The organism is Mycobacterium sp. FW102-FHT13B02 (assembly GCF_058790275.1).
Genome location: NZ_JBYTCM010000001.1, coordinates 291,736 through 317,409, shown reverse-complemented (window position 1 = coordinate 317,409; position 25,674 = coordinate 291,736). Strand labels below are relative to the sequence as shown.

Sequence of the window (25,674 nt, the reverse complement as noted above, 5' to 3'; positions counted from 1 at the left end):
GGAGTTGGGGACAATGAAGAAGCTCAGAATCGCCGCACTGGTGGCAAATGGATTGGCAGCAGCCGTCTTGGGTTTGGCCGCGCCGGCATCGGCGGACTACTCACACCACGACTGGGTCAACGACATCCATCCGCGCGCCGAAGCGCCGCAGGTCGACAACAGCGTGCACCAAAGCCGCTGACCATCAGAGAAATTCGGGGCCTCGCACAACGGGGCCCCGAATTTTTTTGCTTATCGGCCCCAGGTTCGGCGTTCACCGAACCAATTGCGGGGTACCGATGGACGTATGGACACCGTCGACACCGACCGCTTCCCCGAATGGGGACCTTTCGCCGAGGCCGTACAACGACGCAGCCCCGAGACCGGCACCTGGTGTGAGGCTTGGACCGTGCGCGACATCGTCATCCACCAGACCGGCAACGCCGAAGAACTCGCCCGGGTGCTTGAGGGTCACCTCGCCGGTGAACCCGTCGACACCCGGAGGTTCGAGGAGCGTGAGCGGCCGTACCGCGCGATGGACGATGCCAATCTGTGGACGGCGTTCAACGAACGCATGGCGCGCCTCGGAAGAGCCGCTGCCGCCGCTGACGAGCTACCCGCTGACACCGACGTTGCCTGGACCGGGCGCACCATGAAGGCACCGTGGTTCGCCGAGCACATGCGCGAAGAACTGGTCCTGCACGGCTGGGACATCACGGGCGACGACGCAGCCGTGCGAAGCCGACTGGCCGAGCAATGGATGACAGACCACAGCGTCCGCGCCGTCGGCGTGCCCTTGTTGCGGCGCGGCCGCGAGAGCCTGGCGCTGCACGACAGGGAACGGATCGAGGCACGAATCCGGGTGCATGGCGAGGACGACGTCGTAATCAACGCCGACGCCGAGAACACCGCGATCGCGCTGGCCCCGCCCGCGGGAGCGGCGACCATCGAGACGGACGCGGCGACCCGGGTGCTGCTCCTGTGGGGCCGCCGTCCCGCAGACCCGGGACGAATCCGCAGCGCCGCCGGCCCACGCGAACTGGGCCGGCTCCGCACGCTGCTCAGTGGCTACTGAACTACACCAGCGCAGGCACCGCAGCGTCGATCAGGTACGGCCCCGCGGTGGCATAGCCGACGCGGAGCTGGTCCGCCAGCTCCGCGGTGGTCGTCGCCCTGGCCGAGGGCACGCCCATGGCCGCCGCCAACGCGGCAAAGTCCGTCGTCGGGCCCGAGAGATCAAGCATCGCAGCGGCTTTCGGCCCGCTGGCCATCCCGACCTCAGTGGCGCCTACGCGCTGCAGCTCCATCCGCAAGATCGCGTAGGCGGCATTGTTGAGGATCACCGTCACCACATTGAGCTGCTCGTGCGCCATGGTCCACAACGCCGAAATCGTGTACATCGCACTGCCATCGGCCTGCAGACAGAGCACCGGGCGGTCAGGGCAGGCGACCGCGGCACCCACGGCATTCGGCAATCCGAAACCGATGGCCCCACCGGTCAGGGTCAGCAGGTCGTGCCGCGGCGCACTCATCGTCGCCTGTGGCAGCAGGAACCCGCTGGTGTTGGCCTCGTCCACCACAATGGCGTTGTCGGGCAGCGTCGCCGCCACCACCTCGACCCAGTTCTGCGTCGTCAGCGCTGAATCATCGGGCACCGCGACGGTCTTCAGCTCGGTCAGTGCGGGCGCACTTCCCGGTGCCACCGCGTCGGCCAGCGCTTCCAGCCGCGCGACGACGTCGCCGCTCACCGTGTGCACCCGACAGCCCGCGGGCACCAGGTCGCTCGCCTTGCCGGGGTAGGCGAAGAACGACACCGGGGACCGCGCACCGGCAAGGACCAGGTTCTCGGCACCGGTCAGCTGAAATTGGGCAGCTTCGGCGAGATACGCCAGCCGTTCGAAGTTGGGCCGTCCGGCGCCGCGTTCCAGTCTGGCCGGGAAGGTCTCGATCAGCACCTTGGTCCCTGTCGCCTCGGCGATCCGGCTGGCGGCACGAAGACCGCGCTCACGGCACGCCGCGCTGCCCAGCAGCATGACGGTGCCCGTTCCGAAGACGTCAGCACCGGCGTCGAGCAGTTGATGCTCTTCGGAGTCGACACCGGCCTGGTAGTCGAACGACAACGGGCTCGTGGCCGGCTCCCCCGCCGCCGGCTCGGCGCCTTCGGTCCAGGAGACGTCAGCGGGCAAGATCAGCGTGGCGACCTGGCCCTGTTGCGCGGCCTCGATGGCGGCCACCGCATCAGTGGCGATGTCAGCCAGCTTTTCGCACCGGCGCACCCAGCCCGACACCGTGCCGGCCATGGCGTCGATGTCGGATTCCAGTGGTGCGTCGTATTTCTTGTGGCCCAGCGCGTGGTCACCAACCACGTTGACCATCGGCGAATAGGCGCGACGCGCGTTGTGCAGGTTGGCGATGCCGTTGCCCAGACCGGGCCCCAGGTGCAGCAGGGTGGCCGCCGGCTTGCCGGCCATGCGCGCATACCCGTCGGCGGCTCCGGTCACCACACCCTCGAAAAGGCAGAGCACGCCCCGCATCTCGGGCACCGAGTCCAGTGCCGCGACGAAGTGCATCTCGCTGGTTCCGGGGTTGCCGAAGCAGACGTCGACGCCGGCGTCGACCAGTGTGCGGATCAATGCCTGTGCGCCGTTCATGGTTCTCCTTCGGGTGTTTCTCACCAGCCTGCGGACGACGGTACTACCGGTCCGCGATCAAGCCTTCCTGCACCAATGTCGCGACCCGGGTGCCGTTCGCGTCAACCAGACTCCCGGTGATCACACCGCGCCCCCGGCCCGCCGCAGGCGAGCACGATTCCAGCAGGTTCCACCGGTCGGCCCGGATCGGGTGGTGGAACCAGATCGAAAAATCGGTGGTGCCACTGCGGTGGGTACGCGCCTGCATGGAATGGCCGTGCACCTGCAGCGCCGGGTCAATCCCGTACAGATCGGTGATGTAGCAGGCAATCATCATGTGCGGCAGCTGTTCTGGTGGCATCGGTACGGTGGCCCGCCACCACATGCGTCGCACGAACTCGCCTGACGACCGGTCGTCGACGATCCGGATGTCGAGTTCACCCGGCGGTATCGCCGGCGCGGGCCCGGGCGGGCCCGTCAACCGCAGCAGCTCGGGATCGTCTGGGAGCGTCCGTGATTCATCATGTTCGGGGCCCGCCAAGTCCACCGAGAAAGACACCGTCGCCACAGTCAGCAACCGCCCGGCCTGCAAGGCCTCGACCCGCCGCGCCGCTGCGGTCCGGCCGTCGTACACCCGGGCCACCGTGTACTCGGTGGCCTCACCGGCTTCGCCTCCGCGTAGGTACTGCAGGTGCATGGCGGTCGGGCGCATCTCCGGATTCACGGTGTGGCATGCGGCAGACAGGCTCTGCGCCATCAACAGGCCACCGAAGGCCCGCTTGCCGTCCGGTCCCCCGGCCCTGCCCAGCCAGGTGTCAACCCCGTCCCCGGGCGACACCACCAACAAATCAGGCAACACGCTCACGCCACAACCCCCGCTTGCGTGAGGCGGGCGACGTCGTCACCGGTCAACCCGAGCCGCTCGGTCAGCACTGCGGTGGTGTCGTCGCCGAGCGCCGGCGCCGGGCGCGCGGGTGGGTACTCGCCGTCGATGCGCAGCGGGAGCCCCGGTGCCAGATAGCGGCCGATGCGCGGCTGGTCGAGTTCGGTGAACAACGGGTTGTCGGTCACTTTCGGGCTCGCAGCCACCTCGCTGAAATCGCGGTAGCGCTCCCACAGGATGGACGTCGCCCCCAGCGCCGCCGTGATCTCCGCTGCGGTGTGCGCGCAGAACCAGACCGTGAACAGGCCCGTGAGCGCGTCGCGGTGCAGGTACCGCTGCCCTTCGTCGGCAAAGTCGGCGCCGAGCGATTCCGACAGCGCGGCAACAGCTTTCGCCGTCTCCGTCACCTCGACCAGGTCCCGGAAATGCCGACCGGTCAGCGCCACGATCATGAACGCCGCCCCGTCGGCGCTGCCGAACTGCTGTCCGTACTGTCCGAAGATCGAGTTGCCGATGCGTTCCCGCCCCACGCCGTTGACCATCACCTCGGTCAGAAAGCTCAGATTGCCGGCCGTGGCCAGGGCGACGTTCTCCAACGGGATGCCGACCCGCTGCCCCTCGCCGGTGCTGTCACGGTGCCGCAGCGCCGCCGTCACCGCCAGCGCGAGGTACAGGCCGCACGACACGTCCCAGGCTGCCAGCACGTGGTTCACGGGGGTCTGTAGCTCCGGCGGGCCGGTGACCAACGGAAAGCCCAATCCCGCGTTGACGGTGTAGTCGACGGCCGTGCCGCCGTCGGCCCGGCCGGACACTTCGGCGTGAATCAGGTCTGGCCGCAGCGTGGAGAGCGTCTCGTACGAATGCCACTGCCGGCCCGCCACATTGGTGATGAAGACGCCGGCGTCGACGATCAGCCGGGTCACCAAGTCCTGCCCCTCCGGCGAACGCAGGTCCACCGCGACCGACCGCTTGCCCTTGTTCAGACCCGCCCAGTAGATGCTCTCGCCACCATCGGTGACCGGCCAGCGGTGATAGTCCGCGGCGCCCCCGACCGGATCAACCCTGATCACCTCGGCGCCGAGCTGCGTCAGCGTCATCCCTGCCAAGGGCACGGCGACGAAGCTCGAAATCTCGACGATGCGTACACCCGCCAGTGGACGCGAGGAGCACGATGAATCAGCCGTCATCTGGACACCATAAAGGCCCTATGCAGCACAATCGGGTGCCCCCGGGCTCCTCGCGTCCCGCCGGACGGGAGCCGGTCGTCGCCGCGTGACAATCACGCCGTAATTTGGAACGCATGACTGAGCTGAAGGAAGTCCAGACCGAGCGCGGCACGCTGCGTTATTACGACGAGGGAACCGGCCCTGTAGTGCTGTTTCTGCACGGTTCGGGCCCGGGCGTCACCGGCTGGCGGAACTTCCGCGGCATCCTGCCGACCTTCGCGGCACACTTCCGCTGCCTGATCCTCGAATTCCCCGGCTTCGGCGTCAGCGATGACTTCGGCGGCCACCCGATGATCGACGCCCAGTCCGCCGTGGTGCCCTTCCTCGACGCGCTCGGCATCGAGAAGGTGGACATCGTCGGCAACTCGATGGGCGGCGGCGTCGGCATCAACTTCGCCATCAACAACCCTGACCGCATCGGCAAGCTCGTCACCATCGGCGGTATCGGCACCAACATCTTCAGCCCCGGCCCGAGTGAGGGCATCCGACTGTTGCAGGAGTTCACCGAGGACCCGACCCGGCAGCGTCTGATCGACTGGCTCAACTCCATGGTCTACGACGAGAAGATCGTCACAGAGGAACTGATCGAAGAGCGCATGAAGCTGGCCTCCGATCCGGAGACGCTCGAATCGGCCCGCCGGATGTATGGCAAGGCCGCGTTCAACATGATGATGAAGTTCATGCGATCGGATGCCGCACCGCCGCAGCCGTGGGCGCAGATGCACAAGGTGAAGGCCCCGACGCTCCTGACCTGGGGCCGCGACGACCGCGTCAGCCCGCTGGACATGGCGCTGATCCCGATGCGCACCATCCGCAATGCCGAGCTGCATGTGTTCCCGAACTGCGGGCACTGGGCCATGATCGAGGCCAAGGAGGCCTTCGAGAGCACGGTGCTGGGCTTCCTGCAGCGCTGATCTTCTGATCCGGGCGGCCGCGGCCGCACACTGATGGTGTGCGGTTCGCGGCAGTCCGCGTCAGCAAGCCGATCCATCGCATTCGCGGAATACATTGTCAGACTTACCAATTGACCGGTTCGTACCAAAAGGCTGATTTCGAACCAGCCCCTGCGCGAGCACCTTAGGATCACCCCCATGAATCGCTTGTCCGGTGCCGATGCAACCTTCTGGTTCGCGGAAACCAACAGTTGGCATATGCACGTCGCCGCCTCATCGATCTACGACCCCACCGACGCACCGGATTTCAGCTTCGAATCGGTGAAAGCGCTTATCGCCGCCCGCTTGCCGGAGATGCCGCAACTGCGCTGGCGGGTCACCGGCGCACCGCTGGGCCTCGACCGGCCGTGGTTCGTCGAGGACGAGGAACTCGATCTCGACTTCCATGTGCGTCATATCGCGGTCCCGGCGCCCGGCGGCCGCCGCGAACTCGACCAGTTGGTGGGACGGCTCATGTCCTACAAGCTGGACCGCTCCCGGCCACTGTGGGAGCTCTGGTTCATCGAGGGCGTCGAGGGCGGCCGGGTCGCGGTTCTGATGAAGATGCACCACGCCATCATCGACGGCGTGTCCGGGGCCGGACTCGGGGAAATCCTGCTCGACATCACGCCCACACCGCGGCCGCCGGCCGCCGAGCCGAGCGGATCATTGGTCGGCATCAAAGCTCCTGGGCTGGAGTTGCAGGCATTGGGCGGGCTGATCAACATCGGCATCAAGACGCCCTACCGTGTCGTGCGCTTCGTGGAACAAACCGTACGCCAACAGATTGCGGCGCTCGGCGTTGCCAACAAGCCGCCCGGCTACTTCGACGCACCGCGTACCCGGTTCAACGGCCCCATCTCGCCGCACCGTCGGGTCAGCAATTCCGGCGTGCCCCTGGAGCGCGTCAAAGCGGTCAAGGAAGCGTTCGGGGTGAAGCTGAACGACGTGGTCCTCGCGCTGGTCTCGAGCGCCATGCGGACGTATCTGGAGGACCGCGGCGAGCTGCCCGAGAAATCACTCATCGCCCAAGTCCCGGTGTCGACCCGGACCGAGAGCTCCAGCGACAAGGTGGGCAACCAGGTCAGCGCCATGTCGGTATCGCTGGCTTCCGACATCGTCGATCCCGCCGAGCGGATCAAGGCCATCTACGCGAGCTCCCAGAGCGCCAAGGAAATGGCGAAAGCGTTGACGGCACACCAGATCATGGGTCTGACCGACACCACCCCACCCGGCCTGGTGGCCCTGGCCGCCCGGGCGTACACCGCGAGCAAGCTCGGCGGCACGCTGAAGCCCATGAATCTGGTTGTCTCCAATGTGCCGGGACCGCCCGTGCCGCTTTACATGGACGGCGCGGTCCTCGAGCAGATGATGCCGATGGGCCCCTTGGTGATGGACGTCGGACTCAACGTCACCTGCTTCAGCTACCGGGACCGCATCGACTTCGGCTTCGTCACCACCCCCGAGATGGCGAACGACATCGACGCCATGGCCGACGCCATCGAACCGGCGCTGGTGGAACTCGAGATCGCCGCGGGCCTGGCCGAGCGCCCCTAGCCCAACGTCATGCCTTCTGCGTCAACCCCGCGTCGACGACCAGTTGCGTGCCGGTGATGTAGCGGGCCTCGTCGGAGGCCAGGAACACCACCGCATTGCTGACGTCCTCGGGCTCCACCCACGGCACCGGTAGAAGATTGCGCGCGGACAGGACTTCCGCGACGTCGTCTTCCGTCGGGTTCTCCAGGTCGGGCCGGATGCGCTTGAAGGTCTCCGGGTTCAGCACCATCGCAGTGCCGACGGCCCCGGGATGTACGGTGTTGACCCGGATCCGCTTGGGCCCCAGTTCATTCGCCAAGGTGCGCGCCAGGCCGACGACCGCGTGCTTGGTCGCGGTGTAGGCCGAGGTGTTGGCGGTGCCGCGCAGTCCGTTGGTGGAGCTGATGATGACCACGGATCCGCCGCCCGGGCCGAAATGCGGAACGCTGGCCTTGACCGTGTGCCACACGCCGGTGAGGTTGACCCCGATGACGCGTTGCCAGTCTTCGGCACTCACCTCCCAGGCGGGTGCCGACGCCGAGTGAATTCCGGCATTGGCGACGACCACGTCCAGGCGGCCGAATTCCCAGACCCCCTCGTCGACCGCGGCCAGCACCTCGTCGAACGACGACACATCGGCCACGCCGGTGTGACAGCGCTGGCCGCGCAGCTTCACGGCGTCGGCAACATCGGCCAAATCCGCTGCAGCACTGGTGACATCGAGAGCGATGATGTCGGCGCCCGCGTCGGCGAACCGCTCGCAGTGCACCCGGCCGGTACCGCGGGCGGCACCGGTGACGAGGACGACCTTGTTCAGCAGCCCTGACATCAGCCGGCCTTGGTCAGTTCGAATCCCTTGTACCCGGCGGCGGCAACCTCGGCGCAGATGTCGTTGTACGCGGCGAAGCCACCGATGAACAACATGAAAACCCGGGGCTTGCCAGGCACATTCGCGCCCATGTACCAAGAATTCGCCTTCGGGAACAGCGTCTGGTCGGCCCGGCGGACCAGTTCGGCGTTCCAGTCGTCGACCGACTCGGTGGTGGCCTCGATGGCCGAGTAGCCGTGCGAGCCGACGTACTCGATGGCATCGGCGATCCAGTTCACGTGTGCTTCGGCGTGCAGCACCATGTTCGCCAGCACAGCCGGCGCGCCAGGCCCGTTCACCAGGAACATGTTCGGGAAGCCATCGACGCCCAAACCCAGGTAGCTGCGCGGACCGTCGGCCCAGTTCTGCTTGAGCTTCTCGCCACCGCGACCGGTGATGTCGATGCGTCCCAGCGCACCGGTGAGCGCGTCGAACCCCGTGGCGAAGATGATGGCGTCCAGGTCGAACCGGGCCTCGGTGGTGGTGATGCCGGTGGCATCGATCTTCTCGATCGGCGTCTGCTTCACGCTGACCAGCTTCACGTGCGGCTGGTTGAACGTCTGGAAATAGTTGGTATCGGTGCAGATTCGCTTGGCGCCGATCGGGTGGTCGGTCGGGATCAGCAGATCAGCGACAGCGGGATCGTCGATGACCGCGCGCACCTTCTCGTCGTAGAACCTCTTGGCCTCGGCATTGGCCACCGGGTCGACCATCTGGTCCAGGAAGGTCTTGCTGAACAGCACACCGCCCAACTGCCAACGCTTTTCGAACTCGGCACGGCGCTCTTCGTCCGACAGTTCCATGGTGAGCTTCGGATGCGCCACGTGCGGCGAGCCGCCGCCGCTGCGCCACGACAGCTCGCGCCGCTCGTCGTAGTTGGCCTTGACCTCGGCTTCACGCTCAGCCGTCAGTGGCTCGTTGCCGGCCGGTACGGAGAAGTTCGGCGTGCGTTGGAACACAACGAGTTCGGCGGCTTGCGCCGCCACGATCGGGGTGGTCTGGATGCCGGATGATCCGGTGCCGATAAGGCCGACCCGCTTGCCCGCGAAGTCGACGCCTTCGTGGGGCCAGTTCGCCGTGTGGTACGTCTCGCCGGCGAAGGTCTCGACCCCCGGAATGTTCGGCAGCAGCGGATCCGACAGCGCGCCGGTGGCCATGACGCAGAACCGTGCATCCACCGTTTCGCCGGTATCGGTCGTCACGATCCAGCGCAGCCGCTCCTCATCGAGGGTCGCCGAGGTGACCCGGGTACCCAGCCGGATATCGCGGCGCAGGTCGAACCGGTCGGCGACATGGTTGATGTACGTGAGGATTTCGGCCTGGGTCGCGTACTTCTCCGTCCAGGTCCACTCCTGCTGCAGGTCCTTGTCGAAGGAGTAGCAGTAGTCGACGCTCTCGACGTCGCAACGGGCGCCCGGATAGCGGTTGAAGTACCAGGTGCCGCCCACGTCCGCGGCCGCCTCGAACACGACCACAGAATGGCCTTCCGACCGGAGCTTGTGCAGTGCGTAAAGACCGGCGAACCCGGCACCGACAACGACGACATCGACCTGTTCTGCGCTGCTCATAGTGCGAAGTTAGCCGTCCGCGGAATGAGCGAGTACGAGCCGTCCCGGTGACCGGACGCCGTCTGGTGGGCAGCCGCTATTCGCCCCGATATCCGGAAGCTGTCACGGCAGGCCCCGGCAATTCGGGATCGGGATATCCAGGATTGACCATGGGGCCGGGTCCCGCCGTTGCCGGTGGCGGACCCCACTGGCCGTGCCCGTACGGCCCGGGCCCCAGGCAGTCGGGGTCCACTCCGTTGGGCCCCCAACAGCCGGGCGGCTCCTCGGCCAACGACTGCGCCCAGACCGTCGCAGCGGTGCCGCCGAGCAGTGAGGCGGTCACGGCACCGACCGCAGCCAGAGCGGTCAGCATGTGCGCCGCGCGTTCAATGACCATGACCACTCCGCCCTTCAGTCGCGCATGTCCGGGTCTCACACGTCTTGCCCGCTCTGCGTCGTCAACCGTCGTGATCCACGATCCGCCGGCGCCGGACCGGCGGATAGGGCCCATCGGTCCGTCGTCAAGAGTCACAAGTCCCGTACGCGTCGGGGATCACCTCACCGCGCCGAGACCGGCTAGGCCCACGCCGATGGAAAAAACGATGGGACACAATCCAATCCACCTCGAGCTGGACACCGATCACCGCGCGGTCATTCCGCCGCGCCGAAGGAATTTCGCCCGCTGACCGGGAACCGCCTCCCGGTGCACCGCGGGTGCGGTAAACCATTGGTTAGCCCATCACAGGAGTTAGGAAAACGACCATGACCCAGCGGGTTATCGACAAACTCGGTGAGATCGCCGACCAGCTTCGCGAACAAGCCTGGGAAGCAGAGAAGTTGGGACAGCTGCCCGACGAAACGGTGAAGCTGATGAAGGCCGCCGGCAACATCAAGCTGCTGCAGCCCGAGGAATACGACGGCCTGGAGGTACATCCGCGCGAGTTCGCGGAAACCGTGATGGCGACCGCCGCCCTGGACCCGGCAGCCGGCTGGATCAACGGCGTTGTCGGTGTGCACCCGTACCAGCTCGCCTACGCCGACCCGAAGGTCGCGGCCGAGATCTGGGGATCCGACACCGACACCTGGGTCGCTTCTCCGTACGCCCCGCAGGGCGTGGCCCGGCCCGTCGACGGTGGCTATATCTTCAACGGTCGCTGGCAGTTCAGCTCTGGCACCGACCACTGTGAGTGGATCTTCCTGGGCGCCATGCTCGGTGACGCCGAGGGCAAGCCGCTCATGCCGCCACAGATGCTGCACATGATCTTGCCCCGCAGCGACTACGAGATCGTGCAGGATTCCTGGAACGTGGTCGGCCTGCGCGGCACCGGCTCCAAGGACGTCATCGTCAAGAATGCGTTCGTCCCCACCTACCGCACCATGGACGCCACCAAGGTGATGGACGGCCGGGCTCAGATCGAGGCCGGCATGACCTCGCCGCTGTACCTGATGCCGTGGTCGACCATGTTTCCGCTGGGCATCTCGTCAGCCGTCATCGGTATCGCCGAGGGCGCGCTGGCCGCCGCACTCGACTACCAGCGCGAGCGCGTCAACGCCAGTGGCGTGGCCATCAAGGACGACCCGTACGTCATGTACGCCATCGGCGAGGCCGCGGCCGACATCAACGCCGCGCGCCAGGAACTGCTGGCCAACGTCGACCGCATCTACGACATGGTCGAGGCCGGCAAGGAGGTGTCCTTCGAAGACCGCGCGGCCGGCCGGCGCACCCAGATCCGGTCGGTGTGGCGCGCGGTATCGGCCGTCGACGAAATCTTCGCGCGGTGCGGCGGCAATGCCACCCGTATGGACAAGCCGCTGCAGCGGTACTGGCGCGACGCGCACGTCGGCCAGGCCCACGCCATCCACGTCCCGGGCACCACCTTCCACGCATCGGCGCTGAGCAGCTTGGGTGTGGACCCCCAGGGCGCGCTGCGAGGCATGATCTGACGTGACCGATCTGAAGAGCCTGGGCTATGTGAAGGTCCAGACCGCCGACATCGAACGCTGGCGCCAATTCGCTTTTGACGTATTGGGTTTCGCGACCGGCAGCGGTCCCGATCCGGATGCGCTGTACCTGCGGATGGACGAGCGGACCGCGCGCATCATCGTGGTGCCGGGCGATGCCGACCGCATCGTCACCGTGGGCTGGGAGGTCCGGGACGGCGCCGCGCTGCGCCGGGTGCAGGCCACCCTGGACGGCGTCGGCGTGCCATGGAAGCAGTTGTCTCTGGAGGAAGCCGACGCCCGACGGGTCGACGAGGTCATCGCCTTCGTCGACCCCGCCGGCAACGACGTCGAGGTGTTCCACGGTGCGGTGCTGGACCACAGCCCGGTGGTCACGCCGTTCGGCGCCCGCTTCGTCACCGCAGGCCTCGGACTGGGCCACGTGGTGCTGCCCGCCCAGGACGCGGACGGGTTGACCGTGTTCTATACCGACGTGCTGGGCTTCCTGTCCCGCGGCGCCTTCCGGGTGCCCGCTCCCCCGGAGTTCGGCCCGCTGCGGGTGCGATTCCTGGGCATCAACGAACGGCATCACAGCTTGGCCATCTGCCCGGCCGCGACACTGCGCGACCCGAAGCTGATTCACCTCATGGTCGAGGTCGACACGCTCGACGCCGTCGGCCAGGCCCTGGACCGGGTGAACCGCGACGGCTTCCAGTTGTCCTCCACACTGGGCCGGCACACGAACGACAAGATGGTTTCGTTCTACGTGCGGTCACCCGGCGACTGGGACATCGAGTTCGGCACCGAGGGCATGAAGGTCGACGAGCGGTATTACACCGCCGAGGAGATCACCGCCGACAGCTACTGGGGCCATGAGTGGATGGGCCTTCCCCCGCGGGCGATGCTGCCATGAGCGCCGAGCTGAAACCGGTCCCGGCGTCGTCGATCACCGCCTGGGACGACGAAGCTGACGTGGTCATCGTCGGCTACGGCATCGCCGGCGCCGCCGCCGCGGTGGCAGCCTCGGCCGCCGGCGCCGACGTCCTGGTCGTCGAGCGCACCGGGGGCTGGGGCGGCGCCGCCGCCATGGCCGGTGGGTTCATCTACCTCGGTGGCGGCACTGCTATCCAAAAAGCGTGCGGCTTCACCGATTCCGTCGAGAACATGGCCGCCTTCCTCAAGGTGGCCATGGGTCCGGGCGCCGACGACGTCCGGATCGACGACTACTGCGCGGGCAGCGTCGCCCACTACGACTGGCTGGTGAGCTGCGGCGTGCCCTTCAAGCCGGCGTTCTGGGGCGAACCCGGCTGGGAGCCACCGAGCGACGAGGGCCTGATGTTCACGGGCGGCGAGAATGCCTTTCCGTACAACACGATTGCCTCTCCCGCGCCGCGCGGTCACGTGCCGCAGATGACCGACAAGGTGGCCGGCGAACGCAGTGGCGGCTACATGCTCATGAAGCCGTTGGTAGATACCGCCACCGCGCAGGGCGTTCGGTCCGTCTACGACACCGAGGTGCAGACGTTGATCACCGAGGCCGACGGCCGGGTGGTCGGCATCGTCGCGCGCCGGTACGCCGACACTGTGGCGATCAAAGCCCGCCGCGGCGTGGTGCTGGCCTCGGGCAGCTTCGCGTACAGCGACGCCATGGTTGCGCAGTACGCACCACGCATCGCGGGCCGTCCCGCCGCAAGCATCGAGCAGCACGACGGGCGGGCCATCCGGATGGCCCAGGCCCTCGGTGCCGATCTGGCGCACATGGACGCGACCGAAGTGGCGTTCTTCTGCGACCCCCAGCAGTTGGTGCGCGGCATCCTCGTCAACGGTTTCGGCCAGCGGTATATCGCCGAAGACACCTATCCGGGACGCATCGGCCAGCAGACGCTGTACTACCAGGACAACACCGCCTACCTGATCATCGACGGCGACGCGCAAGAGGAGGCGATGGCCGCGACGTCGGCGACGCCATTCCTGCGTCGCCCGGCCACCTGGGTGTGCGAGACGGTGGCGGAGCTCGAAGCCGAGATGGGGCTTCCCGAGGGCGTGTTGCAGAACACCGTCACCTATTACAACCAGCACGCCGCGAATGGCGAGGACCCGCTGCTGCACAAGAAGCGGCAGTGGCTGCGTCCGATCGCGTCCCCGGTCGGCGCGGTCGACCTCCGGGGCAGCACCGGCGGGTTCACCCTCGGTGGCTTGCTGACGACACTGGATGGCCGGGTGCTGCATGTCAGCGGCGAGCCGATCCCCGGCCTGTTCGCGGCCGGGCGGAGCGCGGCCGGCCTGTCCGCATGGGGTTATGCCAGTGGCGTGTCTCTGGGCGACGGCAGCTTCTACGGACGGCGTGCCGGGAGGTCCGCGGCGCAGAGCTGACACCCGACCAGCAGAACTCATCCACGAAGCGCCCCATGCCACCCGGCTTGGGGCGCTTCGTACTGCACATATTCCGCCGCGCCCCGGCCAAATGTGTGACACGGCCCACCTTTGTGTGATACAAACAGGAATATTACTAATAGTAATAAGACACGGAGCAACGGAGCCTGGAGGCCGACATGACAGCAGCAGTCGAATCCACCACCCCCAGCGCGGTCATCGACCGGGTATCGCTGGTCCTCGACGCGTTCGACGGCCCCGGCCGCCTGACCCTGGCGCAGATCGTGCGCCGCACCGGCCTGCCCCGCTCCTCCGCACATCGCATGCTCGAGCGGCTGGTCCAGCTGCGCTGGCTGCGCCGCAACGGCCGCGACTACGAACTCGGAATGCGCCTGGTGGAGCTCGGCTCGCTGGCCGTGCACCAGGACCGCATACACCGTGCCGCCGGCCCGCTGCTGCATGAGCTGCACCGCGCCACCGGGCTCGTCGTCCACCTCGCCGTGCTCGACGGAGGTGACGTCGTGTACCTGGAGAAGGTCGGCAACGGCATGATGACCGTGCTGCCGTCACGGGTGGGCGGCCGCCAGCCGGCGCACTGCACCGCAGTCGGCAAGGCCATCCTGGCCTACAACCAGGACGCCGAGGTTGACCTCATGAGCCGCAAGACCAAGTACTCGATTGCGGGCCGCACCCAGCTCGCCACCGAGCTGGCCAAGGTCCGCGCCCACGGTGTCGCCTTCGAACGCGAGGAGTCGGTGCCCGGATTCGGTTGCGTCGCAGCACCGATCGGTCGCCAGGGTGAGGCTGTCGCCGCTGTTTCCGTGTGTGGTCCAATGAACCGTATGGCCTTCGAGCAGCTGACCGCGCCGGTGCGCATGACCGCCATGGGCATCTGGCGCAACGCCGAGGATTCCCGCGTGGCACCGACGCTGCAGCCGATGCGCCCGCTGCGCATGGGCCCGGCGCTGCAGTACGCATGAGTCTCGACCCGCAGATCGCCGGACTCCTCGGCGCACTCAACGGCGGCTTCCCCGATCTGTCGAGCATGACCGGCGCCGGGGCGCGCGCCACCATCCGCTCACGCTTCGTCCCGCCCGCCGAACCCGAGCCGGTCGCGTCGGTCACCGAGACTGAGGTCGACGGCATCCGCGTCAGGATTTACCGGCCCGCCACCGACGGGCCAGACGGCCGGCTCCCGATCTTCGTGTTCGCCCACGGCGGCGGCTTCGTCTTCTGCGATCTGGACTCGCACGACGGCCTCTGCCGCAGCTTCGCGAACTCGATTCCCGCCGTGGTGGTTTCAGTCGACTACCGGCTGGCGCCCGAGCACCCGTGGCCGGCGGCGGCCGAAGACGTCTACACCGTCACCCAATGGGCCGCAGCTCATGCCGACGAACTCGGCGGAGACCCGACGAAGCTCGTGGTCGGCGGCGACAGTGCCGGGGGCAACCTTTCGGCGGTCACCGCATTGATGACCCGTGATCGCGGCGGCGCGCCGCTGGCCGCTCAAATACTGCTCTACCCGGTACTGACCGCCGACTTCACCTACGGGTCCTACCACGAGTTCCGCACCGGCTACTACAACACCACCGCTGCCATGCAGTGGTACTGGGACCAGTACGTGCCCAACACCACCGACCGCGAAAACCCTTACGCGGCACCGCTGTCCGCGTCGGTCGACGGAGTGGCGCCGGCCGTGCTGGTGGTCACGGGCTACGACCCGATGCGGGACGAGGCCCTGGCCTACGCCGAGGCGTTGCGCGAGGCGGACGTGCCGGTCACCGAGCTGTATTACGGTGCCATTCACGGCTTCCTGACCATGCCGGTGCTCGACCTTGCGCACCGCGCCCGCCGTGACGTGGCCGACGCAGTGACCAAGTTGCTCGCCGGCTAGACCGCGATTCCCACCCATCGAGGAGGTCATCATCAGTACCTACGCTGTGACGGGCTCGGCATCCGGCATGGGATACCAAGCGGCGGAGCAATTACGCGCTCAGGGCCACACGGTGATCGGGGTCGACCTCAAAGACGCCGACGTCATCGCCGACCTGTCCACCGCGGGCGGCCGGCGCACCGCTGCCACCCGCGTCCTGGAACTGTCCGAGGGCAAGCTCGACGGCGCCGTCCTGGCCGCGGGGATCGGGCCCGGCGCCGGCGCCGACCGCGCCCGGCTGATCGCCCAGATCAACTACCTCGGCACCGTCGAGCTGCTGACTGCCTGGCGCCCGGCGCTCGCCGCCGCCGGGAACGCGAAAGTTGTTGCATTGGGCAGCAACTCGAGCACCACGGTGCCCGCAGTCCCGCACCGCGCCATCAGAGCCCTGCTAGCCGGTGACGCCGACCGCGCGGCCCGTGCGGTGCGATTCTTCGGCCCCGGTGCCTCAGCGCTCATGTACGCCGCTTCGAAGATCGCGGTGTCCCGCTGGGTCCGGCGGGCCGCGGTGACGGCCGACTGGGCCGGCCGCGGCATCCGGCTCAACGTCCTGGCGCCCGGCGCCATCATGACCCCGCTGCTGCAGGCCCAGCTCGATTCGCCGCGCGAAGGCAAGGCCGTGCGCGCCTTCCCGATCCCGGCCGGCCACTTCGGCGACCCGGTGCACCTCGGCAACTGGATCACCTTCATGCTGTCGGACTCCGCCGATTTCCTCTGCGGCAGCGTCATTTTCGTCGATGGCGGCACCGACGCCTATTTCCGGGCCGACGACTGGCCCAAAGGTGTCCCCTGGCGCGGCATTCCGAATTACCTGTGGCGATACCGCCGGTTCGCCAAGACGCGTTAACCACCCGGCGAGCTACCCTGGGCGCGAATCACCTTGGGGCTCATGCCGTAACGGCGCTTGATCGCGGCGCTCAGCGCGAAGGCGGTGCCATAGCCGACGTGGCGCGCCGCGGCTTCGATCGTGGCATCGGATCCACGCAGCAGGTCGACGGCCAGCGCCAGGCGAATCTCGGTCAGCAGCGCCATCGGTGGTTCGCCGACGAGTTGGGTGAATCGCCGCGCGAGCGCCGCCCGGGACAGCCCGACCTCGGCAGCCAGCGAGCCGACGGTCCAGGGATGCGCCGGGTTGTTCTCGATGAGCCGAAGAGCCTTGCCCACCTGAGGATCTCGATACGCGCGATACCAGGCCGGCGCCTCTTCACGAGAGAACCAGCTGCGCAACGCCGCGATGGTGAGCAGATCGAGCATTCGGTCCAGCACCGCACCTTGGGCCGGCTCGTCGCGCGACATCTCGTCGAGCAGCAGATCGACCAGCATGCTGTTGACCTCGCCCCGCCGAACCACCACGAGCGGCGGCAGCGCGGTCAGCAGTCTGCGGCAGACCGCTCCGACTTCCTCGTAGGCCCCGGTGATCAACAGGGTCTGCGCATCGGGGCGGGTGCCCCAGCTGCGGATCCCCAGACTCAGCGCCTCGCACAGTGATTCACCATCGATGGTCGTGGTGACCTGTCCCGGGTGCACGATGACTCCGGGTGCGGTGGCGGCGTCATCGGCGACGGTGTAGCCGTCGGGTCCGCGGAAGATCGCGATGTCGCCCGCCTCGAGGTGCCGCTCGACGGCGCCGTCAGGGAGGACGGTCGCCGACCCGCGGGCCACCACCACGATGGTGAGGGGAGCGTGATCCTCGACCCGCAGCGACCACGGCGGGTCGAGCAATGACCGCATCAGAAATGCGCCACGCGCACGTGGCCCTTCCAGTAACCCGGCGAGGGCATCCACAGTGAAAGCGTAGACGCTCACGTATGGAAGTGAGCCTTTTGACGATGGATCGTCCAACCCTCGATCAATACATTCAGCTCATGACTCTCAGCAAGCTGCCCCCGCCGCTCGGCACGACGGCGCTCATCGTCGCTCTGCTGTCCTCCGGGCTCCTCGCCGGCCTCTACTACGCGTACGCGGTGTCGGTGATGCCCGCGCTCGGCGCGTTCGACGACCGGACCTTCATCGACGTCATGAACAAGATCAACGTCGTCATCGTCAATCCGCCGTTCCTGCTGACCTTCCTCGGATCGGTCGGCTTCACCGCACTGGCCGGGGCGGGCTACCTCAAGCCCGGCGCGCGCCCGGTCCTGGTCTGGATCGGCATCGGCTTGGCGCTCAACATCGCCAGCCTCGCCATCACATCGGGGATCAACGTGCCACTGAACGACAAGCTCGCCACCGCGGCCGGCTCGGCCAACCCTGCCGATCTCGCGTCGCTCCGGCAACAGTTCGAGTCGACCTGGGTGCGCTGGAACATCATTCGCGCGTTGGCCAACACCGCGGCCACCGGTGTCCTGGCCTGGGCGCTCGCCGTACCGGCCAGGGGCTGACGCCTGATAAACGCACGGTGACCACAACGGTGGGCCCGCGCGCGAAACTGCGGCATCGTCGCTTCGGTGGTGAGTTCAGAGAGCAAAACCCGTGACGCACAGCTGGGAAAAGGCCTGCAGCGCAGGCATTTGAACCTGATCGCGCTGGGTGGGGTGATCGGTGCCGGGCTGTTCGTCGGCAGCGGCGTGGTCATCGGGAGTGCCGGCCCCGCGGCCATCGTGTCGTTCCTGATCGGCGGCCTCATCACCTTGCTGATCATGCGGATGCTCGCCGAGATGGCCGTGGCGCGGCCGGTGGTCGGGTCGTTCTACGTCTACGCCCGGGAAGCACTCGGTCGCCGCGGCGGTTTCGTCACCGGCTGGATGTACTGGTACTTCTTCGTCATCGTCGTCGCCGTCGAAGCCGTAGCCGGCGGACGCATCCTGCATCTGTGGCTCCCCGCCGTGCCACTGTGGGTGCTCAGCCTCGGCCTGATGCTGGCGCTCACCGCAAGCAACCTGGTCTCCGCACGCTCATTCGGAGAATTCGAGTACTGGTTCTCGTCGGTGAAAGTCATTGCGATCGTGGTGTTCCTGGCCATGGGTGCCCTCTGGATCACCGGACTCTGGCCGCATTCGACGCCCGGCCTCACCAACCTGATCAATCACGGCGGCTTCGCGCCGCTCGGTTGGGGTGCCGTGCTGGCCGCCGTGGTGCCCTGCGTCGCGTTCTACACGGGCGCCGAGATCGTCACCATCGCCGCCGCCGAATCCGATGAGCCCGAACGCGCGGTGACGCGCGCGATGAAGTCGATTGTGTTCCGCATCATCGGGTTCTACGTCGGTTCGATCCTCGTGGTGGTGGCCATCCAGCCATGGAACACCAAGAGCGTGAACATCAGTCCCTACGCTTCGGTGCTGACGGTGCTCGGGATCCCCGGCGTCGCGACGATCATGAACTTCATCGTGCTGACCGCGGTGCTGTCGTGCCTCAACTCTGCGTTGTACACCACCTCGCGAATGTTGTTCGCGCTCACCACCTCCGGCGATGCCCCTCGGTTCTTCACCAAGCTCTCCCCCAGCGGCGTCCCGCGGCGCGCGATTCTGCTGGGTACCGCGGTCGGCTATGCATCGGTGGCCGCGACCTACGTGTGGGGTGACGTGGTGTTCAACTTCCTGATCAACTCGTACGGCGCCGTCGCGCTGTTCGTCTATCTGATCATCGCGATCTCCCAGGTAGTCCTGCGCCGCCGCGTCGAGGGGACCGCGCCGAGCACGCTGAAACTGAAAATGTGGCTGTTCCCGTGGCTGAGCTACGCCACCATCGTCCTGATGGCGACCGTCATCCTGGCGATGGCGTTCCTGCCGGGCACGCGATCCCAGTTCCTCATGAGTGGTGTCACGCTGCTGGTCATCCTGGGCGCCTTCGAGGTGGTTCGGCGACGTGCCGCACCCGTCGCCGAGGACGACGCCCCGGCCCCGGCCGAAGACGAATGCCTGGTGCACACACTCGAGTAGACCTCCGCGGGTACTCAGCTTCCGCTCAGCGAACTGTGTCCGACTGCCCGCTCAGCGGACGACGACGTCGCTGGGCACCCGTGGATCACCAAGCATCGCCCGATGCGAAGGCGGCGTCCGGCCGTCGACGTCGGTGATGCCGTATCGCTGGGCTTCTTCCGCGGCGATCACGGTCTGCCCGCTGATGCCCTCCAGATCCGGGTCCTGGTACAGCGCATTGATCACATGCCCGACGAATTCCGGGGTCTCGAAATTGCCGGCAGCCTTGGCCAGCGTCTCGGCGTCGAACGCCTCCTTGAACTTGTCGGTGAGCAGGATGCCCATCCAGATGGACAGCGTCGACACCCCAGTGCCATGGAAGTCGACGGCCATGTCGGCCGCCATCTTGTCCACGCCGGCCTTCTGCGCACCATAGGCGGGCCCGTGCATGTAGCACACCGCGCCGGGCGAGGACGTGAACGCGATCAGCCCGCGCTCCTGGGCCACCAGCAACGGGGCGGCGTACCAGGACGCGACATAGGCCGACCGCAGGCCCACATCGAGTACGTCGCCCAAACCAATCGGCTTCTCCCAGAACGGCTTCGGGTCCACGAGATTGTCGTGCACCACGGCGGCATTGTTCACCAGCAGATCCAGCCGGCCGGCCTCGTCGGCCACCCGGCCGAACAGCGCGGCCACCGCATCGTCGTCGCGGTGATCCACCGGAACCGCGATGCCGCCGTCACCGGGATCGGTTACGGTGCGGCCGGTCAGGTAAACCGTCCATCCGTCGGCCACCAACGCCGCGGCAATCCCCTTGCCGGCACCCCTGCTGGCACCGGTGACGACCGCGACCCGCTTGTCTGAGCTCATGCGGCTATGGTGCCACGCCCGGTTCGTCAGTCCGATTCCGCTTCGACGACGTGCACGACACCGGCCGCCACCGCGGCGGCGATCGACTCCTTCAGCCGGCCACAGGCCAGGAAGATCCGGCCCGGCAATTGCTCAAACGTCCGGCGTTCCGCACACATCGCAGCCGAGTCGCGAGTCCACTGCACACTGGTCTGCTGCCAGCTGCCTTTGCGCGCCAAAACCTCTGCGCCACAAGCGCGACAGGCGATGGGCACCATCGGCATGTCGGCCAACCGCACGTCCGGCCGCGCAGTCATCGGACCGACTCCGCGGCCCGCGCGGCGACGTTGGCTGCCATCTCCTTGGTCCAGGCCTCGCGGGGGACGGTGGTGTCCAGTTCGTATTCGAATCGATCGGTCATCTCCGGCACCACGTCCACGACATCGACGTAGAACTGCTCGTACCACCGGCGTAGCTGGTAGACCGGGCCGTCCTCTTCCACCAGCAGCGGGTTGTCGATGCGGGTCTTGTTCTTCCAGATCTCGACGTCCTGCTCGAAGCCCCGTGCCACCCAGTCACCGAGCGCGACCGCGGTCGCCATGGCGGCGTCCTCGGGCAATCCCTCAACCTTCTTCACGATGATTCCGTACTGCAGCACAAAGGAATTCGCATCGATCGGGTAATGACAGTTGATCAGGATGGTCTTGTGATCGGCGTCCGGGTAGTGGTATGTCAGGTCGTCGATCATGAAGGACGGTCCGTAGTACGACGCCACCGACGTCGTGCCCAGCATCTTCGCGCTTTCGGTGCCCTGCATGTCCTCACGGCCACCACCATTCATGTACTGCGTCGCGATCTGGCCTTCGAAGATGTTCTTGAAGTGCGACGGCACCGAGCCGTGGATGTAGAAAAAGTGCGCCATGTCGACGACGTTGTCGATGATCTCGCGGCAGTTGACGTTGACAACCGTTGTGTACCAGTGCCAATCGGTCCACTCGTCGCTGCTCGCCTGCTCGATGCGCGGGATGTAGTTGTCCTCCGGCGGCGCGTTGCCCTCGGGGTCATTCCAGACGAAGAGCATCCCGTCCTGCTCGAGGGTCTTCCATTGCACAGTGCGCGCGAGCCGTGGCGTGCGCTTGGAGTACGGCACCAGCTTGCACTTGCCGTCGCCGCCCCAGCGCCAGTCGTGGAACGGGCAGGCGATCTCGTTGCCCTTGACGGTGCCCTGGCTCAGGTCGCCGCCCATGTGCCGGCAGTAGCTGTCCAGCACATTCAGCCGGCCGTCGTCGCCGCGGAACACCACGAGTTTCTGGCCGAACGCGTTGATCGAGTGCGGCTTGCCGTCACCGAGGTCTTTGGTCAGGCCGAGGCAGTGCCAACCGCGGGCGAACCGGGTCGGTGCATCGCCGGCTTCGATCTGGCGAACGTCGACATCATCCAGCCTCATCTCAGGCGACCATCCTCACGTAGAAATCTGGGCTGCAGTTTTGATCTTTCAGGTCTAACAGCAACGGGGTGGGCAATCCACGTGTTCTCCCACTGGTAGGGACGCCTGAGGCCGGAAAGCCATCTGCCGCAATACGGTAGCGGCCGTGACGACATCTGCCGCGGCCACGATTCCGGCCGGCCTCGACATCACAGACACGACCGTCGATCTGCTGGTGATCGGTTCCGGCACCGGCCTGGCCGCGGCGCTGAGCGGTCATGAATCCGGGCTGAACGTCCTCGTCGTCGAGAAGGCCTCCGATGTGGGCGGTTCCACCGCCCGCTCGGGCGGCGCCCTCTGGCTGCCGACCACTCCGCTGCTGACCGACAAGGGCACCGCCGATACCGCCGATCGCGCTGCGACCTACCTCGACGCGGTGGTGAACGGGACCGCACCGGCGGCCCGCTCCACCGGCTTCCTGAAGCACGTCAATGCGACGGTCGACATGCTCGGGCGCACCACGCCGATGCGATTGTTCTGGGCCCGCGAATACTCGGACTACCACCCCGAGCTTCCGGGTGGCCGGGCCACCGGACGCACCTGCGAGTGCCGCCCACTCAATGCCCGCGTGCTCGGCAAGTACCGCGACCGGTTGCGCGGTGGCGTCATGGAGGTCACGGTGCCGATGCCGACCACCGGCGCGGACTACAAGTGGATGAACCTGATGACGCGGGTGCCACGAAAAGGCCTACCGCTCATCGTAAAACGGCTGGCGCAGGGCGTCGGCGGCAAGCTGCTGGGCCGCGAGTACATCGCCGGCGGCCAGGCACTGGCGGCCGGGCTGTTTGCCGGCGTGCTGCAGGCCGGTATCCCGATCTGGACCGATACCGCACTGGTTCGGCTGACCGCCGACGGCCGGCGGGTCACCGGCGCCGTGCTGGCGCACGCGGGCCGCGAGGTCACCGTCACTGCCCGGCGTGGTGTGGTGCTGGCGGCCGGTGGCTTCGACCACGACATGGCGATGCGCCACAAGCACCAGTCCGATTCGCTCGGCGACCACGAGAGCCTCGGCGCCGACTCCAACACCGGTGAGGCCATCCGGGCCGCCACCGACCTGGGTGCCGCCACGGCACTGATGGACCAGGCCTGGTGGTTCCCCGCGGTCGCGTCCGCGGGCGGCCGTCCGCCGGCCGTGCTGCTGGCCGAGCGCTCGCTGCCGGGCTCTCTCATCGTCGATCAGAACGGCAAGCGCTTCGTCAACGAGTCGACCGACTACATGTCGTTCGGCCAGCGCGTGCTCGAGCTCGAGCATGTGGGGACCCCGATCGAGTCGATGTGGATCGTGTTCGACCAGAAGTACCGCAACAGCTATGTATTCGCCGCCGGATCGTTCCCGCGGATGCCGTTGCCCACGTCCTGGTACGAGGCGGGCATTGCCGTCAAAGCCGGCACCTTCGCCGAGCTGGCCGCCCGCATGGGCGTCCCGATCGCCGATTTCGAGCAGACCATGATGCGGTTCAACGAGAGCGCGGCTGCCGGCATCGATCCTGATTTCGATCGCGGCCTCAGCGCCTACGACCGCTACTACGGCGACCCCACGGTCACTCCCAACCCGAACCTGCGACCGCTGGTCAAGGGCCCGTTCTACGCGGTGAAGATGACGCTGAGCGACCTCGGCACCTGCGGCGGCGTAGTGGCCGACGAACGTGGCCGCGTACACCGCGAGGACGGCGGCATCATCGACGGGCTGTACGCGCTGGGCAACACAGCGGCCAACGCCTTCGGCGCGGTGTACCCGGGTGCGGGCGCGACCATCGCACAGGGGCTGGTGTACGGCTACATCGCCGGACGGGATGCTGCGGGGAAGCTGTAGCGCTCAGAGAGAGCCGAGATCGTCGGGCACGTCGACGGCGTACGCCCTGAGCACCTCGAGCGGCACGACCTCAAGGGTCCGCTCGTGTGTGGAGGCGAGCACCACCGGTGCCGCGTATCCGTCAGTGTGCGCCCGGAGCCAATTCACCGCGGTCACGCACCAGCGGTCTCCAGGCGACAGGCCCGGGAAGCGGTATTCCGGCATCGGCGTGGACAGGTCGTTGCCTATGGAGCGCTGGTGCGTCAGGAATTCGGCCGTCACGACCGCGCAGATGGTGTGCCGGCCGGCGTCCTCGGGTCCGGTCGAGCAGCAGCCGTCGCGGTAGAAGCCGGTCAGCGGTTCGGTGCCGCACGGTTCCAGCGGGGCACCGAGCACATTGCGATCTGCCACCGATCCATCCTTCTGTGCGCCGAGGCCATGAAAGCGAAATCGTCGAGATTCTCCAGCGAAGGACGACAGCGCGCAAACAGCCGGTTATTCGTGGTAGCCCTGCACTTCGCGCTCGACCTCGCGCCACAGGCCCGGCATGGAACGTGGCATACCCGCAACGCCTTTCGCCGCGGTCTGCAGGACCGCGTCGGCCTCGTCGATATCCTTCATGAGCTCGAGCGCCAGTTCCCGCTCGGCGGCGTAGTACTTGGCGGCCCACCGCAGCGCGATCACCGAATACGCCCACACCGGCTGAGCTTTGGCACCATCGGAGTCCTCGGCAGCCTGGCGCTCCATGGCCTCGCAATAGGCGACGTGCTGCTCCAACAGCTCCCGCAGCCGGGTCGGGTTGCTCAGATGACCGAACGTAACCCGCAGCAGCACACTGTGTTTGAGCACCGGAGGGTCGACAGGCGCGTTGTTGGTCCAGTCGGTCACCGCCGCCATGCCGGACTCGGTGATCTTGTAGAGGCGGCGAGAGCGCAGACCTTCGTCCTGCTCGACGCGGGACTCCAGATAACCCAGTCCCTCAAGCTTTTTCAGCTCGGTGTAGATCTGACTGTAGGACGGGCTCCAGTAGTAGAAACCGACGCTCCAGTCGATCCACTTCTTGATATCGTAGCCGCTGAGTTCCTCTTCATACGACAACATGCCCAGCAGCGTCCAACTCGTCGCCGCCAGCGACGGTTTGCTCTGCGGCTTGTTTGCCATCTGCTCAGCCTAACAATCCACCGCCACAAAGGCCGCAGTCATGACCGCCTGTCGGAACGGTCATCGGGACCCACCCGGCCCGGCTACGGCGGCCACGTACCGACGTACCACCAGCTCTTCGGCCGTTTCGTCGGCCAAAGGCCAACATAGCAACGACAGCACGACACGGACGATCCAGTCCGCCAGCAGCGGATCGGCGGTCCCGGACAGCTCGCCTGCCGCCTGTGCCAGCCGGGGTGAGTCGAAGTCGGCCAAGGCGCCGCTGCGCACCAGATTCGAGGCCACCGGATCGGCCCGGACCACCCGCACGGCGGACAGCACGGCCGCCGCGATCCGCTCCTGCCCGGTGAGTCCGGACACGGCCTGGGCTATCTCCCGACCAACCCGAGCGATGGCGCGGACCAAGACCCCGTCCCGCAACGCCTGTTTGCCACCGACGTACCGGTACACCGTCGCGCGCGAACAGCCCACGCGGGCGGCGACCTCGTCGATGTTCAACCGGTCCAAGCCCCGGGCTGCGGCACTGGCCGCCGCGACGGCATAGATGCGTTCGATACCCGCATCGCGGCGCTCGGTGCCGATCAGCCAGTCCATTTACCGATACTAATCAACGAATATGTCTCATAGCGAGACATATATTCCGGAATCGTCCGCGTCGGCGCAGCTCATGGACCGTGAGTG

Annotated in this window: 26 protein-coding genes; 13 read left to right on the top strand and 13 right to left on the bottom strand. The window is 67.0% G+C overall.

Translation table 11 applies throughout. The annotated features are described in order from the left end of the window. Nucleotides 1-13: 13 nt before the first annotated feature. Together AC3WTE_RS01530 and AC3WTE_RS01525 are read left to right on the top strand one after the other, a co-directional pair. On the top strand, nt 14-181 hold the full coding sequence (locus AC3WTE_RS01530) for a hypothetical protein (protein ID WP_492435033.1): 168 nt from the start codon (nt 14-16) through the stop codon (nt 179-181). Between the two features lie 105 nt (nt 182-286). Next, nucleotides 287-1,054, top strand: a complete 768-nt coding sequence (locus AC3WTE_RS01525; RefSeq protein ID WP_492435031.1) for a maleylpyruvate isomerase N-terminal domain-containing protein — start codon at nt 287-289, stop codon at nt 1,052-1,054. A gap of 1 nt (nt 1,055) precedes the next feature. Here the strand turns inward: AC3WTE_RS01525 and AC3WTE_RS01520 are convergent, their stop codons facing one another. The 3 genes from AC3WTE_RS01520 to AC3WTE_RS01510 are packed head-to-tail and all read right to left on the bottom strand — an operon-like array spanning nt 1,056 to nt 4,679. Beyond that, nucleotides 1,056-2,630, bottom strand: coding sequence for an acetolactate synthase large subunit (locus AC3WTE_RS01520; RefSeq protein WP_492435029.1), 1,575 nt, complete (start codon nt 2,628-2,630; stop codon nt 1,056-1,058). Nucleotides 2,631-2,673: 43 nt separating this feature from the next. Further along, nucleotides 2,674-3,474, bottom strand: coding sequence for an acyl-CoA thioesterase (locus tag AC3WTE_RS01515; RefSeq protein ID WP_492435027.1), 801 nt, complete (start codon nt 3,472-3,474; stop codon nt 2,674-2,676). Beyond that, the gene (locus tag AC3WTE_RS01510; RefSeq protein ID WP_492435025.1) at nt 3,471-4,679 is read right to left on the bottom strand and encodes a CoA transferase; all 1,209 of its coding nucleotides are present in this window, start codon (nt 4,677-4,679) and stop codon (nt 3,471-3,473) included. Before AC3WTE_RS01510 ends, AC3WTE_RS01515 begins: the two co-directional genes overlap by 4 nt. A gap of 113 nt (nt 4,680-4,792) precedes the next feature. Here AC3WTE_RS01510 and AC3WTE_RS01505 point away from each other — a divergent pair, with 113 nt between their 5' ends. Beyond that, nucleotides 4,793-5,632 (top strand): alpha/beta fold hydrolase, encoded by an 840-nt coding sequence (locus AC3WTE_RS01505; RefSeq protein WP_459369618.1) that lies wholly within the window; start codon nt 4,793-4,795, stop codon nt 5,630-5,632. A gap of 177 nt (nt 5,633-5,809) precedes the next feature. Continuing rightward, nucleotides 5,810-7,207 carry a WS/DGAT/MGAT family O-acyltransferase gene (locus AC3WTE_RS01500; protein WP_492435022.1) on the top strand — a complete coding sequence of 466 codons (1,398 nt, stop codon included), beginning with the start codon at nt 5,810-5,812 and terminating at the stop codon, nt 7,205-7,207. Between the two features lie 7 nt (nt 7,208-7,214). Here the strand turns inward: AC3WTE_RS01500 and AC3WTE_RS01495 are convergent, their stop codons facing one another. The 3 genes from AC3WTE_RS01495 to AC3WTE_RS01485 form a co-directional block, all read right to left on the bottom strand. After that, nucleotides 7,215-8,015 (bottom strand): mycofactocin-coupled SDR family oxidoreductase, encoded by an 801-nt coding sequence (locus AC3WTE_RS01495; protein WP_492435021.1) that lies wholly within the window; start codon nt 8,013-8,015, stop codon nt 7,215-7,217. Then, a complete protein-coding gene (locus tag AC3WTE_RS01490) occupies nt 8,015-9,622 on the bottom strand; it encodes a flavin-containing monooxygenase (RefSeq protein ID WP_492435019.1) in 1,608 nt (535 codons plus the stop codon). The genes AC3WTE_RS01495 and AC3WTE_RS01490 overlap by 1 nt, the downstream gene beginning before the upstream one ends. A gap of 76 nt (nt 9,623-9,698) precedes the next feature. Next, the gene (locus AC3WTE_RS01485) at nt 9,699-9,998 is read right to left on the bottom strand and encodes a hypothetical protein (protein WP_492435017.1); all 300 of its coding nucleotides are present in this window, start codon (nt 9,996-9,998) and stop codon (nt 9,699-9,701) included. Between the two features lie 365 nt (nt 9,999-10,363). On the opposite strand from AC3WTE_RS01485, the gene AC3WTE_RS01480 reads away from it, so the two are divergent. The 6 genes from AC3WTE_RS01480 (at nt 10,364) to AC3WTE_RS01455 (ending at nt 16,695) form a co-directional block, all read left to right on the top strand. Next, nucleotides 10,364-11,545 carry an acyl-CoA dehydrogenase family protein gene (locus tag AC3WTE_RS01480; RefSeq protein ID WP_492435016.1) on the top strand — a complete coding sequence of 394 codons (1,182 nt, stop codon included), beginning with the start codon at nt 10,364-10,366 and terminating at the stop codon, nt 11,543-11,545. Between the two features lies 1 nt (nt 11,546). Continuing rightward, nucleotides 11,547-12,455, top strand: coding sequence for a biphenyl-2,3-diol 1,2-dioxygenase (gene bphC, locus AC3WTE_RS01475; RefSeq protein ID WP_492435014.1), 909 nt, complete (start codon nt 11,547-11,549; stop codon nt 12,453-12,455). Beyond that, complete coding sequence (locus tag AC3WTE_RS01470; protein ID WP_492435013.1) at nt 12,452-13,915, top strand: FAD-dependent oxidoreductase; 1,464 nt, start codon at nt 12,452-12,454, stop codon at nt 13,913-13,915. The genes bphC and AC3WTE_RS01470 overlap by 4 nt, the downstream gene beginning before the upstream one ends. Nucleotides 13,916-14,094: 179 nt before the next feature. After that, complete coding sequence (locus AC3WTE_RS01465) at nt 14,095-14,895, top strand: IclR family transcriptional regulator (RefSeq protein WP_492435012.1); 801 nt, start codon at nt 14,095-14,097, stop codon at nt 14,893-14,895. Further along, nucleotides 14,892-15,809 carry a LipP1 family hormone-sensitive lipase gene (gene lipP1, locus AC3WTE_RS01460; protein ID WP_492435010.1) on the top strand — a complete coding sequence of 306 codons (918 nt, stop codon included), beginning with the start codon at nt 14,892-14,894 and terminating at the stop codon, nt 15,807-15,809. Before AC3WTE_RS01465 ends, lipP1 begins: the two co-directional genes overlap by 4 nt. Nucleotides 15,810-15,840: 31 nt before the next feature. Continuing rightward, nucleotides 15,841-16,695 carry an SDR family oxidoreductase gene (locus tag AC3WTE_RS01455; protein WP_492435472.1) on the top strand — a complete coding sequence of 285 codons (855 nt, stop codon included), beginning with the start codon at nt 15,841-15,843 and terminating at the stop codon, nt 16,693-16,695. Here AC3WTE_RS01455 and AC3WTE_RS01450 read toward each other — a convergent pair. Then, complete coding sequence (locus AC3WTE_RS01450) at nt 16,692-17,633, bottom strand: AraC family transcriptional regulator (protein ID WP_492435471.1); 942 nt, start codon at nt 17,631-17,633, stop codon at nt 16,692-16,694. The two genes, AC3WTE_RS01455 and AC3WTE_RS01450, sit on opposite strands and share 4 nt — an antisense overlap. An 80-nt stretch (nt 17,634-17,713) precedes the next feature. Between AC3WTE_RS01450 and AC3WTE_RS01445 the strand changes: the two genes are divergently transcribed. Beyond that, entirely contained in the window at nt 17,714-18,226 is a 513-nt protein-coding gene (locus AC3WTE_RS01445) for an anthrone oxygenase family protein (RefSeq protein ID WP_492435009.1), read from the top strand. Between the two features lie 69 nt (nt 18,227-18,295). Then, nucleotides 18,296-19,723: an amino acid permease gene (locus tag AC3WTE_RS01440; protein WP_492435469.1), complete on the top strand. Its 1,428-nt coding sequence runs from the start codon at nt 18,296-18,298 to the stop codon at nt 19,721-19,723. Between the two features lie 51 nt (nt 19,724-19,774). Here AC3WTE_RS01440 and AC3WTE_RS01435 read toward each other — a convergent pair whose 3' ends face one another. From AC3WTE_RS01435 to AC3WTE_RS01425, 3 genes are read right to left on the bottom strand one after another with little or no spacing between them, the layout of a single operon-like run. Then, nucleotides 19,775-20,575 carry an SDR family NAD(P)-dependent oxidoreductase gene (locus AC3WTE_RS01435; protein WP_492435008.1) on the bottom strand — a complete coding sequence of 267 codons (801 nt, stop codon included), beginning with the start codon at nt 20,573-20,575 and terminating at the stop codon, nt 19,775-19,777. A gap of 26 nt (nt 20,576-20,601) precedes the next feature. Further along, a complete protein-coding gene (locus AC3WTE_RS01430; RefSeq protein WP_492435007.1) occupies nt 20,602-20,871 on the bottom strand; it encodes a ferredoxin in 270 nt (89 codons plus the stop codon). Further along, nucleotides 20,868-22,001, bottom strand: coding sequence for a 3-ketosteroid-9-alpha-monooxygenase, oxygenase component (locus AC3WTE_RS01425; protein ID WP_492435006.1), 1,134 nt, complete (start codon nt 21,999-22,001; stop codon nt 20,868-20,870). Before AC3WTE_RS01425 ends, AC3WTE_RS01430 begins: the two co-directional genes overlap by 4 nt. A gap of 145 nt (nt 22,002-22,146) precedes the next feature. Here AC3WTE_RS01425 and AC3WTE_RS01420 point away from each other — a divergent pair, with 145 nt between their 5' ends. Continuing rightward, complete coding sequence (locus AC3WTE_RS01420) at nt 22,147-23,853, top strand: 3-ketosteroid-delta-1-dehydrogenase (protein WP_492435005.1); 1,707 nt, start codon at nt 22,147-22,149, stop codon at nt 23,851-23,853. Nucleotides 23,854-23,856: 3 nt separating this feature from the next. Here AC3WTE_RS01420 and AC3WTE_RS01415 read toward each other — a convergent pair whose 3' ends face one another. The 3 genes from AC3WTE_RS01415 to AC3WTE_RS01405 form a co-directional block, all read right to left on the bottom strand. Beyond that, nucleotides 23,857-24,243, bottom strand: a complete 387-nt coding sequence (locus AC3WTE_RS01415) for a DUF2237 family protein (protein WP_492435004.1) — start codon at nt 24,241-24,243, stop codon at nt 23,857-23,859. 84 nt (nt 24,244-24,327) lie between these two features. Beyond that, complete coding sequence (locus AC3WTE_RS01410) at nt 24,328-24,993, bottom strand: PadR family transcriptional regulator (protein ID WP_492435003.1); 666 nt, start codon at nt 24,991-24,993, stop codon at nt 24,328-24,330. A gap of 60 nt (nt 24,994-25,053) precedes the next feature. Further along, nucleotides 25,054-25,587 carry a TetR/AcrR family transcriptional regulator gene (locus AC3WTE_RS01405; protein ID WP_492435002.1) on the bottom strand — a complete coding sequence of 178 codons (534 nt, stop codon included), beginning with the start codon at nt 25,585-25,587 and terminating at the stop codon, nt 25,054-25,056. Nucleotides 25,588-25,674: the final 87 nt, after the last annotated feature.

Bases quoted from the DNA above. Each gene is read 5' to 3' on its own strand.
- AC3WTE_RS01410 (WP_492435003.1), bottom strand. From the start codon at position 24,993: ATGGCAAACAAGCCGCAGAGCAAACCGTCGCTGGCGGCGACGAGTTGG.
- AC3WTE_RS01520 (WP_492435029.1), bottom strand. From the start codon at position 2,630: ATGAACGGCGCACAGGCATTGATCCGCACACTGGTCGACGCCGGCGTC.
- AC3WTE_RS01505 (WP_459369618.1), top strand. From the start codon at position 4,793: ATGACTGAGCTGAAGGAAGTCCAGACCGAGCGCGGCACGCTGCGTTAT.
- AC3WTE_RS01435 (WP_492435008.1), bottom strand. From the start codon at position 20,575: ATGAGCTCAGACAAGCGGGTCGCGGTCGTCACCGGTGCCAGCAGGGGT.
- AC3WTE_RS01530 (WP_492435033.1), top strand. From the start codon at position 14: ATGAAGAAGCTCAGAATCGCCGCACTGGTGGCAAATGGATTGGCAGCA.
- AC3WTE_RS01500 (WP_492435022.1), top strand. From the start codon at position 5,810: ATGAATCGCTTGTCCGGTGCCGATGCAACCTTCTGGTTCGCGGAAACC.
- AC3WTE_RS01480 (WP_492435016.1), top strand. From the start codon at position 10,364: ATGACCCAGCGGGTTATCGACAAACTCGGTGAGATCGCCGACCAGCTT.
- AC3WTE_RS01525 (WP_492435031.1), top strand. From the start codon at position 287: ATGGACACCGTCGACACCGACCGCTTCCCCGAATGGGGACCTTTCGCC.
- lipP1 (WP_492435010.1), top strand. From the start codon at position 14,892: ATGAGTCTCGACCCGCAGATCGCCGGACTCCTCGGCGCACTCAACGGC.
- AC3WTE_RS01495 (WP_492435021.1), bottom strand. From the start codon at position 8,015: ATGTCAGGGCTGCTGAACAAGGTCGTCCTCGTCACCGGTGCCGCCCGC.
- AC3WTE_RS01485 (WP_492435017.1), bottom strand. From the start codon at position 9,998: ATGGTCATTGAACGCGCGGCGCACATGCTGACCGCTCTGGCTGCGGTC.
- AC3WTE_RS01510 (WP_492435025.1), bottom strand. From the start codon at position 4,679: ATGACGGCTGATTCATCGTGCTCCTCGCGTCCACTGGCGGGTGTACGC.
- AC3WTE_RS01465 (WP_492435012.1), top strand. From the start codon at position 14,095: ATGACAGCAGCAGTCGAATCCACCACCCCCAGCGCGGTCATCGACCGG.
- AC3WTE_RS01445 (WP_492435009.1), top strand. From the start codon at position 17,714: ATGACTCTCAGCAAGCTGCCCCCGCCGCTCGGCACGACGGCGCTCATC.
- AC3WTE_RS01490 (WP_492435019.1), bottom strand. From the start codon at position 9,622: ATGAGCAGCGCAGAACAGGTCGATGTCGTCGTTGTCGGTGCCGGGTTC.
- AC3WTE_RS01430 (WP_492435007.1), bottom strand. From the start codon at position 20,871: ATGACTGCGCGGCCGGACGTGCGGTTGGCCGACATGCCGATGGTGCCC.
- AC3WTE_RS01425 (WP_492435006.1), bottom strand. From the start codon at position 22,001: ATGAGGCTGGATGATGTCGACGTTCGCCAGATCGAAGCCGGCGATGCA.
- AC3WTE_RS01470 (WP_492435013.1), top strand. From the start codon at position 12,452: ATGAGCGCCGAGCTGAAACCGGTCCCGGCGTCGTCGATCACCGCCTGG.
- AC3WTE_RS01405 (WP_492435002.1), bottom strand. From the start codon at position 25,587: ATGGACTGGCTGATCGGCACCGAGCGCCGCGATGCGGGTATCGAACGC.